The organism is Caulobacter endophyticus (genome assembly GCF_003116815.1).
GTDB lineage: Bacteria > Pseudomonadota > Alphaproteobacteria > Caulobacterales > Caulobacteraceae > Caulobacter > Caulobacter endophyticus.
Genome location: NZ_QDKQ01000037.1, coordinates 162,142 through 177,837, shown reverse-complemented (window position 1 = coordinate 177,837; position 15,696 = coordinate 162,142). Strand labels below are relative to the sequence as shown.

The 15,696-nt window shown below is 70.7% G+C and carries 13 protein-coding genes; 4 read left to right on the top strand and 9 right to left on the bottom strand.

The genetic code is table 11. The annotated features are described in order from the left end of the window. Positions 1-27: 27 nt before the first annotated feature. Positions 28-2,517 carry an ATP-binding protein gene (locus DDF67_RS11240; RefSeq protein WP_109100982.1) on the bottom strand — a complete coding sequence of 830 codons (2,490 nt, stop codon included), beginning with the start codon at positions 2,515-2,517 and terminating at the stop codon, positions 28-30. A 259-nt stretch (positions 2,518-2,776) separates the two neighbouring features. On the opposite strand from DDF67_RS11240, the gene DDF67_RS11235 reads away from it, so the two are divergent. Next, the gene (locus DDF67_RS11235; RefSeq protein WP_109100981.1) at positions 2,777-3,991 is read left to right on the top strand and encodes an NADP-dependent isocitrate dehydrogenase; all 1,215 of its coding nucleotides are present in this window, start codon (positions 2,777-2,779) and stop codon (positions 3,989-3,991) included. Positions 3,992-4,066: 75 nt separating this feature from the next. Here the strand turns inward: DDF67_RS11235 and DDF67_RS11230 are convergent, their stop codons facing one another. Continuing rightward, a complete protein-coding gene (locus tag DDF67_RS11230; RefSeq protein WP_109100980.1) occupies positions 4,067-4,246 on the bottom strand; it encodes a hypothetical protein in 180 nt (59 codons plus the stop codon). A 142-nt stretch (positions 4,247-4,388) separates the two neighbouring features. On the opposite strand from DDF67_RS11230, the gene DDF67_RS11225 reads away from it, so the two are divergent. Continuing rightward, on the top strand, positions 4,389-5,195 hold the full coding sequence (locus tag DDF67_RS11225; RefSeq protein ID WP_109100979.1) for a hypothetical protein: 807 nt from the start codon (positions 4,389-4,391) through the stop codon (positions 5,193-5,195). Between the two features lies 1 nt (position 5,196). On the opposite strand, the gene DDF67_RS11220 is transcribed toward DDF67_RS11225, so the two are convergent. The 4 genes from DDF67_RS11220 to DDF67_RS11205 form a co-directional block, all read right to left on the bottom strand. After that, positions 5,197-5,967 carry a hypothetical protein gene (locus DDF67_RS11220; RefSeq protein WP_109100978.1) on the bottom strand — a complete coding sequence of 257 codons (771 nt, stop codon included), beginning with the start codon at positions 5,965-5,967 and terminating at the stop codon, positions 5,197-5,199. A gap of 35 nt (positions 5,968-6,002) precedes the next feature. Next, positions 6,003-7,196 carry a patatin-like phospholipase family protein gene (locus DDF67_RS11215; protein ID WP_109100977.1) on the bottom strand — a complete coding sequence of 398 codons (1,194 nt, stop codon included), beginning with the start codon at positions 7,194-7,196 and terminating at the stop codon, positions 6,003-6,005. Positions 7,197-7,293: 97 nt separating this feature from the next. Beyond that, positions 7,294-7,650, bottom strand: coding sequence for a PilZ domain-containing protein (locus DDF67_RS11210; protein WP_109100976.1), 357 nt, complete (start codon positions 7,648-7,650; stop codon positions 7,294-7,296). A 167-nt stretch (positions 7,651-7,817) separates the two neighbouring features. Further along, positions 7,818-9,233, bottom strand: a complete 1,416-nt coding sequence (locus DDF67_RS11205) for an amino acid permease (protein WP_109100975.1) — start codon at positions 9,231-9,233, stop codon at positions 7,818-7,820. A 183-nt stretch (positions 9,234-9,416) separates the two neighbouring features. Between DDF67_RS11205 and DDF67_RS11200 the strand changes: the two genes are divergently transcribed. Beyond that, on the top strand, positions 9,417-9,989 hold the full coding sequence (locus DDF67_RS11200) for a DUF2939 domain-containing protein (RefSeq protein ID WP_109100974.1): 573 nt from the start codon (positions 9,417-9,419) through the stop codon (positions 9,987-9,989). A 178-nt stretch (positions 9,990-10,167) separates the two neighbouring features. Next, positions 10,168-11,103: an AEC family transporter gene (locus DDF67_RS11195; RefSeq protein WP_109100973.1), complete on the top strand. Its 936-nt coding sequence runs from the start codon at positions 10,168-10,170 to the stop codon at positions 11,101-11,103. A 3-nt stretch (positions 11,104-11,106) separates the two neighbouring features. Here the strand turns inward: DDF67_RS11195 and DDF67_RS11190 are convergent, their stop codons facing one another. The 3 genes from DDF67_RS11190 to DDF67_RS11180 form a co-directional block, all read right to left on the bottom strand. Next, positions 11,107-14,118, bottom strand: coding sequence for a sensor histidine kinase (locus DDF67_RS11190; RefSeq protein WP_109100972.1), 3,012 nt, complete (start codon positions 14,116-14,118; stop codon positions 11,107-11,109). Beyond that, positions 14,115-14,765, bottom strand: a complete 651-nt coding sequence (locus DDF67_RS11185) for a response regulator transcription factor (protein ID WP_109100971.1) — start codon at positions 14,763-14,765, stop codon at positions 14,115-14,117. The genes DDF67_RS11190 and DDF67_RS11185 overlap by 4 nt, the downstream gene beginning before the upstream one ends. 106 nt (positions 14,766-14,871) lie before the next feature. Beyond that, a complete protein-coding gene (locus DDF67_RS11180) occupies positions 14,872-15,690 on the bottom strand; it encodes an alpha/beta fold hydrolase (RefSeq protein WP_109100970.1) in 819 nt (272 codons plus the stop codon). Positions 15,691-15,696 lie beyond the last annotated feature (6 nt).

Sequence of the window (15,696 nt, the reverse complement as noted above, 5' to 3'; positions counted from 1 at the left end):
TATGGCGGGGAGATAGTCGCTAACGCCTCAGCCTTCAAGCCTGGAAGCGACCCCGTGGGCGGCGGCGCGACGCCGCGCCGAGGCCAGGGCCTGGACCAGCAGGCCCGGATTGAGCGGCTTGGCCACGTGCAGGTCCGCGCCGGCGGCATGGGCGGCGGCGATGTGCTCATCCATGGCGTTGGCGGTCAGCATGATCACCAGGATCGGATCGGCGTCGGCCACAGCCTCGCGGGCGCGCAGCTCCCGGGTCGCGGTCAGGCCGTCCATCACCGGCATCTGCATGTCCATCAGCACCGCGTCGAACGGCTGGGCCTCCAGCGCCCGCAGCGCCGCCTCACCGTCCTCGACCATGGTCAGGTCGACGCCGAACGGCTCCAGCACGATCTCCACGACCTTGCGGTTGCCCGGATGGTCCTCGGCCACCAGCACCCTCATGCCCTCCAGCGACACCGGCCCCCCGTCGTCCTCGTGATCGTGGTCGAGGCTCTCGGTCGAAGGCTGCAACGGCAGCTCGACGACGAAGGTCGCCCCGCGCCCGACCACCGCGCGCGCGTCGATGGAGCCGCCCATCATCTCGGCCAGGGCCGCGCAGATCGAAAGCCCAAGGCCCGTGCCGCCGAACTGGCGGGTGATCGACTGGTCGGCCTGCACGAAGCGCTTGAACAGCCGCTCGCGAACCGCGTCGTCGAAACCAACGCCGGTGTCGCTGATGCTGAAGCGGACCAGTTCGCCCACCTTCTCGACCGAAAGATCGACGCCGCCGACGCTGGTGAACTTCACCGCATTGCCCAAGAGGTTCGACAGGATCTGACTGATGCGGCCCGCGTCGCCGTCATAGCGGCCGACGGCGTCCGGCGCGACCGACCACGAGAAGGCCAGGCCCTTGGCCTCGGCCGAGGCGCGGTGCAGCTCGGCCATGCCCGCCACCAGCCCTTCCAGGTCGAACGGTGCGAAGGTCAGCTGGAACTCGCCGGCCTCGATCTTGGAGACGTCCAGGATGTCGCCCAGAACCTGCTCCAGCAGGCGGCCCGACGAGGCCACCAGCGCGGCCAGCTCGCGGCGGCGGGCCGGATCGCTCTCCTCGGCCAGGCGATCGCCGACGGCGATCACCCCGTTCAGCGGCGTGCGAAGCTCGTGGCTCATATTGGCCAGGAAGACAGACTTGGCCTGATTGGCCTTCTCCAGTTCGCGGGTGCGCTCGGCGACGCGGACTTCCAGAGAACGCAGCAGGTCCTCGTGCACCTCCCTCTGCTTGCGCAGGGCGCGAGCCAGGCCGCCGATCTCGTCGCCGCGCGCCTCGATGCGGGCGGCTGCGGCGCCGTCGTCGTCGCGATGCGCCTCGGCCAGTCCTTGCAGCGGCGCGACCACCTCGCGGGCCATCAGGCGATAGAGCAGGATCAACTGGGCCAGCACGCCGACCACGCCGAACAGCAGCACCCAGGACGCCGTCTTGACGGCGTTCCAGACGATCTGGTCCGAGCGGAAGGTCATCAGGAAGTACCAGTCAGGCTCCTTCATCCGGCCGTAGGCCACCACCCGGTCGCCGCTGCGATCGCGCAGGGCCCCGACATCTGCGCCGTGCGCGCGGATCTGGGCGACGAGATCGGCCACCCGCTCGTTCGCCTGCACCCTGGCCAGCTGGGCGGCGTCCACCGCCCCGTCGCGGGCCAAGCCCTGGGCGGCGATCAGGTCGCCATCGGCCGAGACGATCATGTTCTGGCCGCCCGGCAGGGCGTCGCCCACCGCCCGCAGCAGGAAGGAGTCCAGCGACAGGCTGGTGCCCCACGCCCCGATATGCCGCTCGCCGATGTCGAACGGCGTCACGCAGGCCGCGTTGAGGCCGCGGTCGCTGGGGTTGGAGATCACCTTGCGCAGCTTGGTGCACTTCATCACCCGCTGCGGATTGTTGGCCGGCAGGGTAAGCTGGGTCATCTCCTCCTTGGCGATGTCGAAGCCCGGCGGCGCCTTGCTGCGATAGTAGATCAGCCGGTCCTTTCGCTTGGGACCGAACATCACCAGCTGGGTCCGCGGCGTGAAGAAGTAGAAGTTGTCGTAGTGGCCGATCTCGGTCTCGCCGGCGTTGGCCACCACCTCCATGGCCCCGACCAGAAGGGCCTTGTCCTCGCGGGTCAGCTCCCTGGCCTGGGGCACGAAGCCGCCGATGCCGTAGACGTAGTGATTGCCGGTGCGCCCGCCGTCGTAGAGCCGCGGCGCGGTGCGGCGGGTGCCGTCGCCGAACTCGGGAAACAGCAGGTCGAACTGGCCGTCGATGTCGGGCTCGATCGCGCGCAGGCGGCGCATCAGGGCCAGGCTGGCGGCGTCGTGCACCTTGACCAGGTCCGAAAACAGCCGGTCCTCGGTCTTGACCCGTTCGCCGACATATTCGGCCAGGTGCCGCATCTGGGTCTCGGCGGCGCTCTTCTGCACGAAATAGAAGGTCACGGCCGTGACCAGGCCGGTCACCGCAATCGACAGCAGGGCGGCGAAAGCCAGCAGCCGGCGCGCCAGGGGCGACATCACGTCCGTATGACGCCACAGACCGTTCAACCCGCTCCCCACTCTAGCCCCCGCATGGGGCGTCCGGCACAGCCACAACCCATTAGGGCGCTGCGGCGTCCATGTCGCCTGCGGTGGAATGCCGCGCTCGACCGTCGGACGCGCACCACGCAGCCTTTCCCCAGCGGCCGCAACAGTCTATAGGGCTCGCCGTCCGCGCCACGTTCCGGCCCTGTGCGCCGAGCGTCAGAGCGCGCCACCGCGAGAGGAAGACCCCGCAATGGCCAAGATCAAAGTCGCCAATCCCGTCGTCGACATGGACGGCGACGAAATGACCCGGATCATCTGGAAGCTCATCAAGGATAAGCTGATCTTCCCGTATCTGGACCTGGAACTGGACTACTACGACCTGTCGGTCGAGAACCGCGACGCCACCAACGACCAGGTGACGATCGACGCCGCCGAGGCCACCAAGAAGCACGGCGTGGCCGTGAAGTGCGCCACCATCACGCCGGACGAAGCCCGCGTCACCGAGTTCAATCTCAAGAAGATGTGGAAGTCGCCGAACGGCACGATCCGCAACATCCTGGGCGGCGTGATCTTCCGCGAACCGATCATCTGCCAGAACGTGCCGCGCCTGGTGCCGGGCTGGACCCAGCCGATCATCGTCGGCCGTCACGCCTTCGGCGACCAATACCGCGCCACCGACTTCAAGATGCCGGGCAAGGGCACCCTGTCGATCAAGTTCGTCGGCGAAGACGGCGAAGTCATCGAGCACGAAGTCTACAAGGCTCCGGGCGCCGGCGTGGCCATGGCCATGTACAACCTCGACGACTCGATCCGCGAGTTCGCCCACGCCTCGTTCGCCTACGGCCTGAACCGCAAGTACCCGGTCTACCTGTCGACCAAGAACACGATCCTCAAGGCCTATGACGGCCGCTTCAAGGACCTGTTCCAGGAAGTCTACGACGAGCACTACGCCGAACAGTTCAAGGCGCTGGGCATCCACTACGAACACCGCCTGATCGACGACATGGTCGCCTCGGCGCTGAAGTGGTCGGGCGGCTACGTCTGGGCCTGCAAGAACTACGACGGCGACGTGCAGTCGGACATCGTGGCCCAAGGCTTCGGCTCGCTGGGCCTGATGACCTCGGTGCTGATGACCCCGGACGGCAAGACCGTGGAAGCCGAAGCCGCCCACGGCACGGTGACCCGTCACTACCGCCAGCACCAGAAGGGCGAGTCGACCTCGACCAACTCGATCGCCTCGATCTTCGCCTGGACCCGGGGCCTCGCCCACCGCGCCAAGCTCGACGACAACCAGGAGCTGGCCAAGTTCGCCGCCACCCTGGAAAAGGTCTGCATCGACACCGTCGAAAGCGGCTTCATGACCAAGGACCTGGCCCTGCTCGTCGGCGACAAGCAAGGCTGGCTGACCACCGAAGGCTTCCTCGACAAGATCGACGAGAACCTTCAGAAGGCCATGGCCGCCTAAGCGGTCCGGACTTCCGGTAAGGACGAAGGCCCTCCCCCGCGGGAGGGCCTTTTTCTTTGGCCGGCTAGAGCCCCCTCACTTGTCGTCGCGCGGTTCGTCGACGCGATCGAGCTCGCCGGGATCGATCCCTATGTCCGCCAGAACCCGGCGCGGATCGGCGGGCTCTCCGTCGACCGTCATCCGGACGGCGCCGTCGGGGCCGATCTCAATGGAGATGGGCCTGGGGGACTGCGGATCGTCATGGGCGTTGCGCATGGCCGCAATCCTGCGCCGCGAGGATCGTCGATGGCAAGGCCGGCGCAGCCATTCATTCGATCAAAGCTCGCCACGATCCTGACGTGCTGACGTGATGACCTGCACGATGCGCCTCAGCCCCGGCGCCCGTCACGGACGCCCGATGCCACGACCGCTGCTCGCCCCGCCGGAACGCCGCCGGACCTCGCGCGCGACGAAGCTGGCGGCCGGCCTGTTCAGCGTCGGGGCCCACGTCGCCGTCCTGGCGGCGGTGATGCTGGCCCAGACCGAACCGCGTCCGCCCGAGCCCGAACCGATTGCGGTCGACCTTGTCCAGCCGCCGCCACCGCCTCCCCCGCCGCCGGAGCCCAAGCCGCCCGCGCCGGAGCCGAAGCCCGACTCCAAGCCCGCCCGGCCGCCGTCGCCCGCCCCGCCCAAGCCCGATCCCAAACCGCCCAAGCAGACCGCCCGGCCCGCCGTGCGGCCGCCCGACGTCGAGCCCCTGCCCGCTACGCCGGCCGACACCACGATGATGGCCGCCGAACTGGGCGAGGCCGAGCTCGCCGGCGCCACCACGGTAGGGACGGGTTCGGGGAACGGCTCGGGCGACGGCGCCAGTTGCGACATGGTCCGGCGGCTGCAGGCGGCCCTGCGCCGCAACCCGCGCGTCCGCTCGGCCCTGGCCGCCGCCCATGGCGAGGCCGCGGCCTCGGGCAAGGCGGTGCTGATCTGGAACGGCAAGTGGCTCCAGAGCCCCAACCAGGTCGGCCGGGGCCTGGCCGGCGTGCGCGAGGCGATCATCATGGAGGTCGGCTTCGCCCCGGCCGCCTGCCGCGCCGACCCGATGCGCGGCCTGGTGGTCGTCAGCCTGGCCGACGGTCCCCGCGCGCCCCGCCTCGCCCTGGGCGACTCCTCGTGGCGCTGGTCGGACCTGCTGTTTGCGCCCGGCACGCGCCGTCGCGGCGCCTGATCTAGTTCCGGCGCTGGTAGCCGGGATAATGGCGGATCTGGTCGTCCACGCAGACGCCGAACGGCCTTGAGCCGTCCGCGCCATAGGCGACCGTGCGGTCGAAGTCCCAGGTGATCCTGCCGTCAGCCTCCAGTCTCGCCTGACCGGGCGGACCGCCGCATGCCGCCGCGACCGCATCGAGCAGCGGCTGGCTGACCTTGGACGGCAGGAACGAGTCGATGCTCATTTCGGCCGGCGTAGCCGGTAGGCCGGTGACGCCGCGCAGAACCGGATAGGCCCGACCAAGATCGGGGCGGACGTCCGCGAAGGCCAGTCGCACCGCATCGACGCCCAGCCCGCGGATCGGCGCGCACTCCCGGCTCCAGGCCTCGATACCACCTTCCACGGCGCTGAGCATGCGCGCCGCGCTGGAGGTCTCCGCCTCGGAGAGCTCGCGTCGGCTCCAGCAAACCGCACGCCCCTTCGGATCCTGCAGGCGGGTCGACAGCAAAAGCGCGAAAGCTCCGCCTCGACGCTCCAGCTGGAGCGTGATGGGCAGGTCGGGCGGCGACCATTCGGCGGCGGCCGCGATCAGCCTGCACCCGGTCGAGCCCGCGCCATCGGCCACGCAGGTCTTACCCAGCCTTGGCCCGTAGGTGCGGCTCATGGTCAGTCGCCCCAGCGGCTCGACGTTGGTGAAGCCCTCGGCGGGCGCGAACACCACGTCGGCGTCGGCCGCGCCTGCGCGGAGCGCAAGCAGCAAGGCCGCGACGGCGAACCCCAGGCGCCTCATGCTTTTCTCCCCCTTGCCCGCTCCCAGGGCCGACGCTAGCGCCGCGCGGGCGGCGCGTCGATGACGATGATCCCCGTGGCCGCCGCCTTCTCGGCCTCGGCCGGCTTCCAGTCGCCCCAGGCCTTGCCCGAGCGCCCTTGCTCGCGGCCCAGGTCGAACAGGCGGCGCATGGCGCCGTCGCTGAAGTCCAGACTGTTGGCCTGGGCCTCGTCGGGCACGGCGGCGACGCGGAAGGCCAAGCCGTTGCGCTGGGCGAAGGCGGCGTTGGCCGCCAGGTGCGCGCGGGTCGAGGCCTTGCTGCCGCTGTCGTAGCTGCGCTTGAGGATGGCCGTCAGCTTGCCGGCGGTGACCGCGTCGCGCCGGGCCAGCTGGCCGTTGACCAGGACATAGATCGAGCCGCCCCCGACCGCGCCGGCCGGTCGGCTCCACAGGACCAGGCTCTCGGGCACGGCCAGGAACGGCGTGTTGACCCCGCCGTCGACGTGCATCTCCTGGATGATGAGGCCGTCCTTGGCCCGGCCCGCGATCAGCACTGGCGGGAATACGCCCGGGATGCTGGCCGAGGCCGTCAGCACGTCCTTGAACAGCTTAAGCCCCTGCGGCCCGCCCTGGCTGGCGATCAGGCCCATGTCCCAGATCACCGTCTCCTCGCTGTCGAGATTGGTGGTCGCCACGAGCAGGCGCCGGCCCTTGGCGTGCTCGGCGGCGATGGCGGTCAGCATCTGGGGCGTCACCGCCTTGTCGACCAGCTTGCGCAAGGCCGAGCTGCTGTAGAGGCTGGGCGAGGCGAAGGTCGCCAGCTGCCGCCAGGCCAGGATGTCCTTGGCCCCGCCGTCGGAATAGGCGGCCGCCAGCTGCGGATCCCAGGACGGTCCCAGAAAGGCGAAGGGCGCGGCCAGGGCCCCGGTGCTGACGCCCGTGACGATGCGGAAGTCGGGACGATGGCCGCTCTGCGTCCAGCCGACGAGCACCCCCGCGCCATAGGCGCCGTTCGCCCCGCCGCCGGACAGGGCCAGGATCGCGGTCGGCCCCTGGCCGGGCTCGCCCATGATCTGGCGTTCCAGCTGACGCACCGGCGCCGCGTCGCTGGCCACGATCCGGGGATCGGCCGTGGGGATCACCGCGCCGGGCGCGACCCGCACCACGCCCTCGGGCGGACGCGACAGGGTTCCGCAACCGGCCAGCAGCAAGGCCGCCGCTAGGCCCGCCGCACGAAATATCGAGTTCACGCGCTCACCTCGGCGTCTGTCGAAATCCGACAGAGCCAGCAACGCGCGACTTGAATTCCGGTTGGCTCAGCTTGCCGTTGCGGAAGCCGAAAAAGTCCTAGTTACTCGCGGCCGGCTTCGGCCAGGGGCCGACCATCTCGACCACGCGGCCCGCGCCCTCGGCGCCGCCCAGCGGTTCGGTGAAGGCGCGCGAGTCGATGAACTGCAGGCCCATCTGGCCGTCGCCCTGCCAGACCATGCGGGTCAGGTGCACCATGCGGCGGGCCGGATCGACCAGGTGCAGCACCTCCGGCGGCGCGGCGAACTCGGGCGCGGCGATGCGGGCGCCGCCCTTGGCGATGTCGATCAACCGGCAACGCAGGGGCTCGCCGCCCACCACCAGGTAGGCTTTGCGCGAGGCGGGGTAGCGACGGTAGGCGCGCTTTTCCATTCCCTGCACTTCGATCTGGGTCATCGCGGCGATCCTAAACCCGACTCGGATAAAACGACCGCGCTATCTGAGCACGGCCAGCCGGGACCCTAGGGGGCGTCGCGAAGACCGGGCAAGGCGCGAGACCCTTCCGTCCCCAGGAAGGCGGCGCGGTGTTCAATCCTGACCCAGAATGGGCCGCTCCCGCGCCTTCAGGCCAGCTTGGAGTGCTTCCGCGAATAGCCGAAGTAGATCAGGCAGGCGGCCGTCACCCAGGCGCCGAACAGGGCGAAGGTGTCCCACGGCAAGCCGATGATCAGGTAGCCGCAGAAGGCCACGCTGGCGATCGGCAGCACCGGATAGAGCGGAACCTTGTAGCCGCGCGGCAGGTCGGGCCGCGTGCGGCGCAGGATGATCACCCCGGCCGAGACGATGGCGAAGGCGATCAGCGTGCCCATGCTGGTCAGGTTGACCAGCACGTCCAGCGGCACGAAGGCCGCCAGGAAGGCGATGAAGCCGGCCACGATCACCGTGTTCCAGGTGGGCGTGCGGGTGCGCGGATCGGTCTTCTGGAAGATGCGCGGCAGAAGGCCGTCGCGGCTCATGGCGAAGAGGATTCGCGTCTGGCCGTACATCACCACCAGCGTGACGCTGAAGATCGAGATGATCGCGCCCAGGCACAGCACCAGCGAGGTCCAGCCCGCGCCGGTCAGGTTGCGCAGGATCACCGCCAGGCCCGCCTCCTGGCCGGCGAAGGCCGTCCAGGGCTGGGCGCCGACGGCGGCGATGGCCACCAGCACATAGACGCCGGTGACGATCAGCAGGCTCAGCACCACGCCGAGCGGCAGGTTCCGGCGCGGGTTCTTGACCTCGTCGCCGGCGGTCGAGACCGCGTCGATGCCGATGTATGAGAAGAAGATCGAAGAGGCCGCCGCCCCGATCCCCGCCACGCCCATCGGTGCGAACGGCGCCAGGTTCTCCGAGCGAAAGCCGGTGAAGGCGATGACCACGAAGAACAGCAGCACCAAGAGCTTGGCCACCACCAGGATCGCGTTGATTGTGGTCGACTCCTTGGCGCCGCGCAGCAGCAGCAGCATGCACGACCCCACCAGCACCACGGCAGGCAGGTTGAAAACCCCGCCCGCGCCCGGCGGCTTGGCCAGGGCGTCGGGCAGGCGCCAGCCGAACAGGTCGACGAACAGCTCGTTCAGATACTGACCCCAGCCCACCGCGATGGCCGAGGCCGAGACGGCGTATTCCAGCAGCAGGCAGGCGCCGACGATGAAGGCCACGAACTCGCCCAGCGTGGCGTAGGCGTAGGAGTAGGACGAGCCCGACACCGGGATGGTCGAGCCCAGTTCGGCGTAGCACAGGGCCGTCAGCGCCGCGGTGATCCCGGCGATGACGAACGAGACGATGACCGCCGGGCCGGCCAGGGGCACGGCCGTGGTCAGGGCCACGAAGATGCCGGTGCCGATGGTGGCGCCCACGCCCAGCATGGTCAGCTGGAACAGGCCGATCGACCGCTCCAGCTCATGCGGCAGCTCGTTGGGATTGTCGTCGCCCTGCGCCGCGATCGCCCCTACGGGCTTGCAGCGGAAGAGATCGGCGATGCGCGAGCCGGCCATGGACGCTCCGGGAATTCCTCAGGGACAGCGAGGGCTTAAGGCCGCGCCGTAAGCGGCGACCCCATAAAGCGGCCACGCCCCCGGGGGAAGCGGATTCCATCGATGGAACTCTTCCTACGCGAACGCCCTTGCGAAGGGGGCATGAATGCCCATTCTAGGCGGCGTTAACCGTGCGGGGGCGCAATGACTTTGCAGAAGCGGATCTGGGACCTGCTGGTCCTGGCGATCTTCATTTTCGCCGCCGCCTTCGCCTCAGCGCCCTGGTTCGCGTTCCGCGCCCTGAAGGCCGCGGCCCAGTACGAAGACGTGCAGGCGCTGGGCGAACTGGTCGACTTTCCGGTGGTGCGGCGCAGCCTGACCGGCCAGCTCGACGAGGAAGCCCCCGCCGCCAAGCCCGAGGCTCCGTCGCTGTGGACCAACCCGATGGGAGTCTTCAAGCGCGCCATCGAGCCGATCGCCCCGCCCGAGCCCAAGGTGGACCGCTACCTCACGGTCCAGGGCCTGTCGGCCCTGACCCGCGGCTACGCCCCCGGCGCGGCCCCGGAGCCGGCCGCCCGTCCCGAGACGGTGCTGGGCCGGATGCAGACCGTGGTGCGCGGCCCCTACCCGACCATCGCCTACTGGGATCCCAACCGCGTACGCATCGCCGTGCGTCGGCCGGACGACAAGTCCAAGGCCACGATCTTCACCTTCCAGCGGCGCGAGCTGTTCGTCTGGAAGCTGGTGCACATCCGCCTGCCGGCCGACGAACGCTGACCACCGGACGGGAGCGCTCATGGTGTCATCCGACGCTCATTTCGCCCCGCCCGCAGCGCCGACGCTTGGCCAAGCGCCGCTTTGACCCCGGCGTGGCGGCGATGCTATCCAGCGACCCGCGTTTTCCGCCGAGGCCCCCGCGTATGACCCTTCCTTCGCCGTCGCAGGCGCGTTCGACATGATCGCCCTGACGCTGGAGGTGCTCGCGCGCGCTCTGCCGTTCTTCCTGCTTGTGGGGGCGGGCGTGACCCTGGCCCGGCTGCGGCTGCTCGACGGCCGCATGGCCCAGGGCCTGTCGGCCTATGTCTACTGGATCGGCTTTCCGGCCCTACTGGTGCATTCGCTGTCGCGCATGGGCCGGCCCGGCCACGACCTGACCCTGGGCCTGGCCGCCTATGCCGGCTGCCTGGGCGTGATCATGGCGGTGATGGTCGGCCTGGGCCTGGCCTTGCGCTGGAACCGGGGCGAGCGCGCGGGCGCGGCCATGGCCGCCGGCGTCGGCAACAGCGCCTTCCTGGGCCTGCCGGTGGCGGCCGCCGTGTTCGGCCCCGAGGTCGCCCGCGTCGGCGCCGGCATGGTCGCCATCGATTTCGTGCTGGCCACCGCGGTGGGCGTCGCCCTGTTGGGCTGGGCCGGCGGGCGTTCGGTGTGGCGCTCGACCATGCAGGCGTTCCGCAACCCGATCGTCGCCGCCGCCCTGTTCGGCACGGCCCTGGCGCTGCTCGGCCTGCAACTGCCCGGCGTGCTCGACCGCGCGGTCGGCGCGGCCGCCGCTTCGGGCAGTCCGGTGGCGCTGGTGGCGCTGGGCGTCGTGCTGGGCCTGCCGGCCGAGGCCGACGCCGCCCCGCCGCGCTGGAGCCCCGTGGCCGCCGCCGCCATCGCCAAGCTGGCGATCCTGCCGGTCCTCGTGTGGTTCGTGGTCGGCCTGACCCCGGCGCCGCCAGCCTTTCACCTGGCCGCCACCTTGCTGGCGGCCACGCCGACGGCGGTCAACGTCTTCATCCAGACCCGCGCCTATGGCGTCTTCGCCCGCGGCGGCGCGCGCACCGTGGCCCTGACCACGGCGATCGCCTGCGTGACCCTGTCGGCCGTAGCCGTGTGGCTGAAGGCCTGAGCGCTACTTCTTCCTTCCCAGCCGCGCGAACCACGGCTGGGTCGGATAGGCGATCGAGCCGGCGACGCTCAGCGCAATGGTCGTGCCCTTGCCCGAGGCGCTCTCGATAGCCAGCTGGGCGCCCATCTTGCCGGCCCGCTCGTGCATGCCGATCAGGCCGTAATGGCCCTCGCGGCTGGCCCAGGCCATGCGGTTGGCGCCGATGCCCACCCCGTCGTCGCGGATGGTCACCTGCAGCTGGCGAACACCGTACGAGACCTTCACCAGCACCTGGCTGGCCTTGGCATGGCGGGCGGCGTTGAACAGCGCCTCGCCGGCGATGCGGACGATCTCCTCCTGCACCAGCGGCTGCACCGGACGCGGTGTTCCCTCCGCGGCCAGCTCGACCTTCACGCCAGGCTCGAACGGCTGCTCGGCCATCAGCTCGCGCAGCACCAGGTCGAGGCGTCGCACCTCGGCCCCGCGCAGGTCGCGCACCCGGTCGCGGCCCTCGACCAGCATCTGGTCGGCCCGGTCGAGGGCCTGGTTGATCACCTCCCGCGCCGGCAGGTCGTCGGGGATCTGGTAGGCCACCGACTGGAACCGCATGATCAGGCCCTGCACGCTCTGCAGCAGGGTGTCGTGCAGCTCGCGGGCGATGCGTTCGCGCTCGGCGGCGCGCTGCTCCAGCCGGTCCTTGATCTGGGCCGACACCCGCCGCAGGCGCAAGGCGTAGACGCCCCACAGCGCCAGGGCCACAGCCAGCACGCAGGCGGCCCGAAACCACCAGGTCTCCACCAGGGTCGGCGGAATCTCGACGGTCAGGGTCGCGCCCTGCTCGTTCCAGACGCCGTCGCTATTGGCCGCCTTCACCCGGAAGTGGAAGGTCCCCGGATGCAGGTTGTCGTAGATGACCTCGCGCCGGTCGCCGGCCTCGATCCAGTCCTTGTCGACACCCTCCAGGCGGTACTGGAAGCGCACGCGGTCGGGCGCCGGGAAGCTCAGCGCCGTATAGTGGATGCGCAGGCCCCGCGTGCCGGCCGGCAGGCGAAGGGCGGCCGGATCGCGAAAATGCTGGTCTCCGACCATGACCGCGCGGATCGCCACCGGCGGCGGCAGGGTGTTGACGCTCAGGCGGGCGGGATCGACGACCACGACGTTGCGGCGGGTCAGGATCCAGATGCGGCCGTCGCCCCCTGCGGCGATCTGCTGGCCCGGCGACTTCTGCACGAAGCTGTTGAGACCGTCGCGGAAGTCGAACACCCGGCGCGGCAGCGCCGCGCCCGGCTTGTCGAGGGCCTGGTCGAGATCGGCCGAGCGCATGCGCACCACGCCGGCGTCGCCGATCGTCCAGGTGTCGCCGGCCGGGGTCTGGACCAGGCCGTTGACGGAGGTCAGCCAGGGATAGCGCTCGGCGTCGAGGCTGGCGACCGCCCCGCCCCGCAGCCGCGCGAAGCCCTGGCCGCCGCTGACATACAGAGCCTCTCGTCCCGGCAGCAGGCCCTCGATCTCGCCGATGCTGAACCGCGCCTTGTGGATAGGCTCGAACGGCGGACGGCCTTGAAGCGTCGGGGCGTTGCGGAACAGGATCGCCGCCCGGCCGTCCGGCTGCAGCGCGGCGTTGGAGGCGATGCCCTGTCCGCCGGACCAGCGGCTCCACGCCCCGCCCTCGCGCCAGTAGAGCCCCTTGTCCAGCGCCGCCATCCACAAGCGGCCGTCCTCGCCCTCGGCGCAGCCATAGGCGCTGGCCTCGGCCGGCTTGGGGAAGGTCTCGACCTTGTCCCTCCGCACCCGCAGCACCGTGTCGCGCAGCGTCACCCAGACCGCATCGCTCCCCGCCGCGCACAGCGATCCGGCCGACCAGTCGGTTCTCAGGACCGGCCTGGGCGCCCGGCCCGGCGCGATGGCGTAGAGGGTGTGGGCGTCGGCGACCCAGACCGAACCGTCCGCCGTGGCGGTCATTCGGTAGCCGCGCGCGGAGTTGGGCGGGATGGCCTGCTCCACCGTCACCGCCGCCGGCCGCATCATGTCCAGGCCAAGCTCTGTGCCGAACCAGATGTTGCCCTCGCGGTCCTCGAACACGGCGTGGGTCTGGTCGGAAGTCAGGCCGTGGACGGCCTTGTAGGACTGGATGCGCAGGGCGCCGGTGTCGGCGCTGCGGGCGGCCACGCCGGGCGCCGGGATATGCACTACGCCGTCGGTCCAGGTGGCGCCCCACAGGTCGCCCTTGCGGTCGAACAGGATCCGCGAGGCGCCCACCTCGTCGCGCCGTGGATAGGCCTGGGTTAGAGAGGAGGCGGCCGGGGCCTCGCCGCTCATGAGGCGCGTGCTGGTGGAATCCGACAGCCACAGCCGTCCCAGGGCGTCCTGCGCCAGGCTGGCGCGGCGGGCGACCTTGGCGCCGGTGGGCGAGAAGCGGGTCTCGCCGGGCGCGCGGCGCAGCACCGTGTTCGTCAGCACCAGCCACTGGACGCCTTGGCGGTCGAAGAAGACCTGCCAGATCTCCTGCTCGGGCAGGCCAGCCTCCGGGCCGAACTCCGTCCAGCGGCCGTCATGCCAGCGGGCCAGGGTCGCGCGCTTGCGGCCGCCCCGGGCGACCCAGATCCCGCCCTCGCGGTCTTCGGCCAGGCTGGTGACCTCGCGCGAGGGATCGGGCATGCGGGCGTCGATCAGCCGGCCGTCGCGATAGACCACGACGCCGCCCCCGCGCCCCAGGCCCGCCCACAGCGCTCCCGAGCGCGCGCCCAGCACCTGCGAGACGTTCAGCCGCCCGGGCTTCGGCCCGTCGCGCTGAATCGGCTCGAAGGCCACGCCGTCGAAGCGGAACAGTCCATCGACGCTGCCGATCCACAGATAGCCGTCCCTGGACTGTCCGATGGTGTTGACCCGGCTGGGCGCCCCGCCCTCGATCGACCAACTGACGCGCTTGTATTCTGCCAGGGGTTCGAGCGCTGGCGCGGCCTGGGCGATCGCCGCCAGCCCCAGGGCGAGCGCCGCGCCCGCCAGTCCGATGCGGAGCCCCCCTGCCCGGCTCAAAGGTCGATGATGCCGCGCTTGGCGGCGACGGTCACCGCATGGGTCCGGTCGTTCACATAGAGCTTGGCGAAGATGCTCTTGATGTTCGACTTGATGGTGTCTTCCGACAGGTTCAGCTCGCGGGCGATGTGCTTGTTGGAATTGCCGTTGGCGATCAGCTGCAGGACGGTGATCTCGCGGGCGTTCAGCGCCTCGTCGATCGCGTGGATGGCGATGCGCTCGGCCACCTCGGCCTGCAGATGGCGGCGGCCGGCGTGTACGCCGCGGATGGCGTCCAGCAGGTCGCGACGCAGGCTGCTCTTCAGCAGATACCCGGCCGCCCCGGCCCGCAGGGCGTGCAGGGCCTGGGCGTCGCCGGTGAAGGTGGTCAGCACGATGATCCGCGCCTCGGGGTGCGAGCGTCGAATGGTCTCGATGGCCACCACGCCATTGCCTGGCATCTGCAGGTCCATCAGCGTGATGTCGGGACGCAGCCGCTCCCATCCGGCGATCGCCTCGTCGCCGGTGGCGGCCTCGCCGACCACCACCATGTCGGACTGTGTCTCGAGCACCGCGATCACCCCTTCGCGCAGCATGGGATGGTCGTCGGCGATCAGTACGCGGATACGGTCGTCGCCGGCCTGCGTGCTGGCGGGGTGTTCATTCATTCGGCGGCGTCCGGGGACCGGTCCTTGCGCATGGGACTCATACAGTTGGCGTTTGGCCAGTTGGCGGGTTTGGCGAACCGCGACCATACACGAAAGCGGCGCACGATTACCCTTTCGGGGCTTGACCCGGAAGCGTCGCGCGAACGGCGGGCGCCGCGGCCCTCCCATTGGCCAGCGCCCAGTCGAGGGCGAAGTCGGCGACGTCCTCCCAGCCCGACTCGTTGCACAGCCAGTGCGAGCGACGCGAGAAGCATTGCAGGTCGGTGCGCGAGGCGGCCCTGCGCTGGTGGCGCGCGGCGGCGGCGACCATGGCCGGCGGGGCCATGCGGTCCTCGTCGCCCGCGATCAGCAGCAGCGGCGGACGCCGTCTGGCGGCCCCGGACGCGCGGCCGTTCCGCCCCAGCAGGGCCTGGCGCACAACCCGCGCGGGCGCGGGAACCACGTGCTCGGCATAGGCCGCGATGCGCTCGCCCACCGGCAGGGCCTGGGCGAACAGCGACGCGAAGCCATGCGGTGACAGCGGCGCGGCGCCGCCCCAGCGGGTCAGCAGCCGCCGCAGCGCCCAGGCCGCACGCGGCCGGGCCAGCAGGCCCAGCGGCGGAGTCGAGGCGATGGCCACACCGCAGGCGCCGCAACCGCCGTCCAGCAGCCGCTGCACGATCAGTCCGCCCATGCCGTGGCCGATCAGGATAGGCGGCTCGACCAGGGCCACCGCGTGGGCGGCGTAGGCGTCGACCACCGCGTCCAGGGTCAGCCGGCCCAGGACGCGCGGCGACAGGCGGCGCAGATCTTCCACCGGCGCGTCCAGCAGCGGCCAGGCGGGCGCGACCACCGTCAGCCCCTGGGCCTCGTAGCGGGCCTTGAAGCGGTCCCAGGCGCGCGGCGTCAGCCAGGCGCCGTGGATCAGCATGACGGCGGCGGTCACGGGTCT

Bases quoted from the DNA above. Each gene is read 5' to 3' on its own strand.
- DDF67_RS11200 (WP_109100974.1), top strand. From the start codon at position 9,417: ATGACTTTGCAGAAGCGGATCTGGGACCTGCTGGTCCTGGCGATCTTC.
- DDF67_RS11205 (WP_109100975.1), bottom strand. From the start codon at position 9,233: ATGGCCGGCTCGCGCATCGCCGATCTCTTCCGCTGCAAGCCCGTAGGG.
- DDF67_RS11230 (WP_109100980.1), bottom strand. From the start codon at position 4,246: ATGCGCAACGCCCATGACGATCCGCAGTCCCCCAGGCCCATCTCCATT.
- DDF67_RS11195 (WP_109100973.1), top strand. From the start codon at position 10,168: ATGATCGCCCTGACGCTGGAGGTGCTCGCGCGCGCTCTGCCGTTCTTC.
- DDF67_RS11225 (WP_109100979.1), top strand. From the start codon at position 4,389: ATGCCACGACCGCTGCTCGCCCCGCCGGAACGCCGCCGGACCTCGCGC.
- DDF67_RS11185 (WP_109100971.1), bottom strand. From the start codon at position 14,765: ATGAATGAACACCCCGCCAGCACGCAGGCCGGCGACGACCGTATCCGC.
- DDF67_RS11235 (WP_109100981.1), top strand. From the start codon at position 2,777: ATGGCCAAGATCAAAGTCGCCAATCCCGTCGTCGACATGGACGGCGAC.
- DDF67_RS11210 (WP_109100976.1), bottom strand. From the start codon at position 7,650: ATGACCCAGATCGAAGTGCAGGGAATGGAAAAGCGCGCCTACCGTCGC.
- DDF67_RS11220 (WP_109100978.1), bottom strand. From the start codon at position 5,967: ATGAGGCGCCTGGGGTTCGCCGTCGCGGCCTTGCTGCTTGCGCTCCGC.
- DDF67_RS11240 (WP_109100982.1), bottom strand. From the start codon at position 2,517: ATGTCGCCCCTGGCGCGCCGGCTGCTGGCTTTCGCCGCCCTGCTGTCG.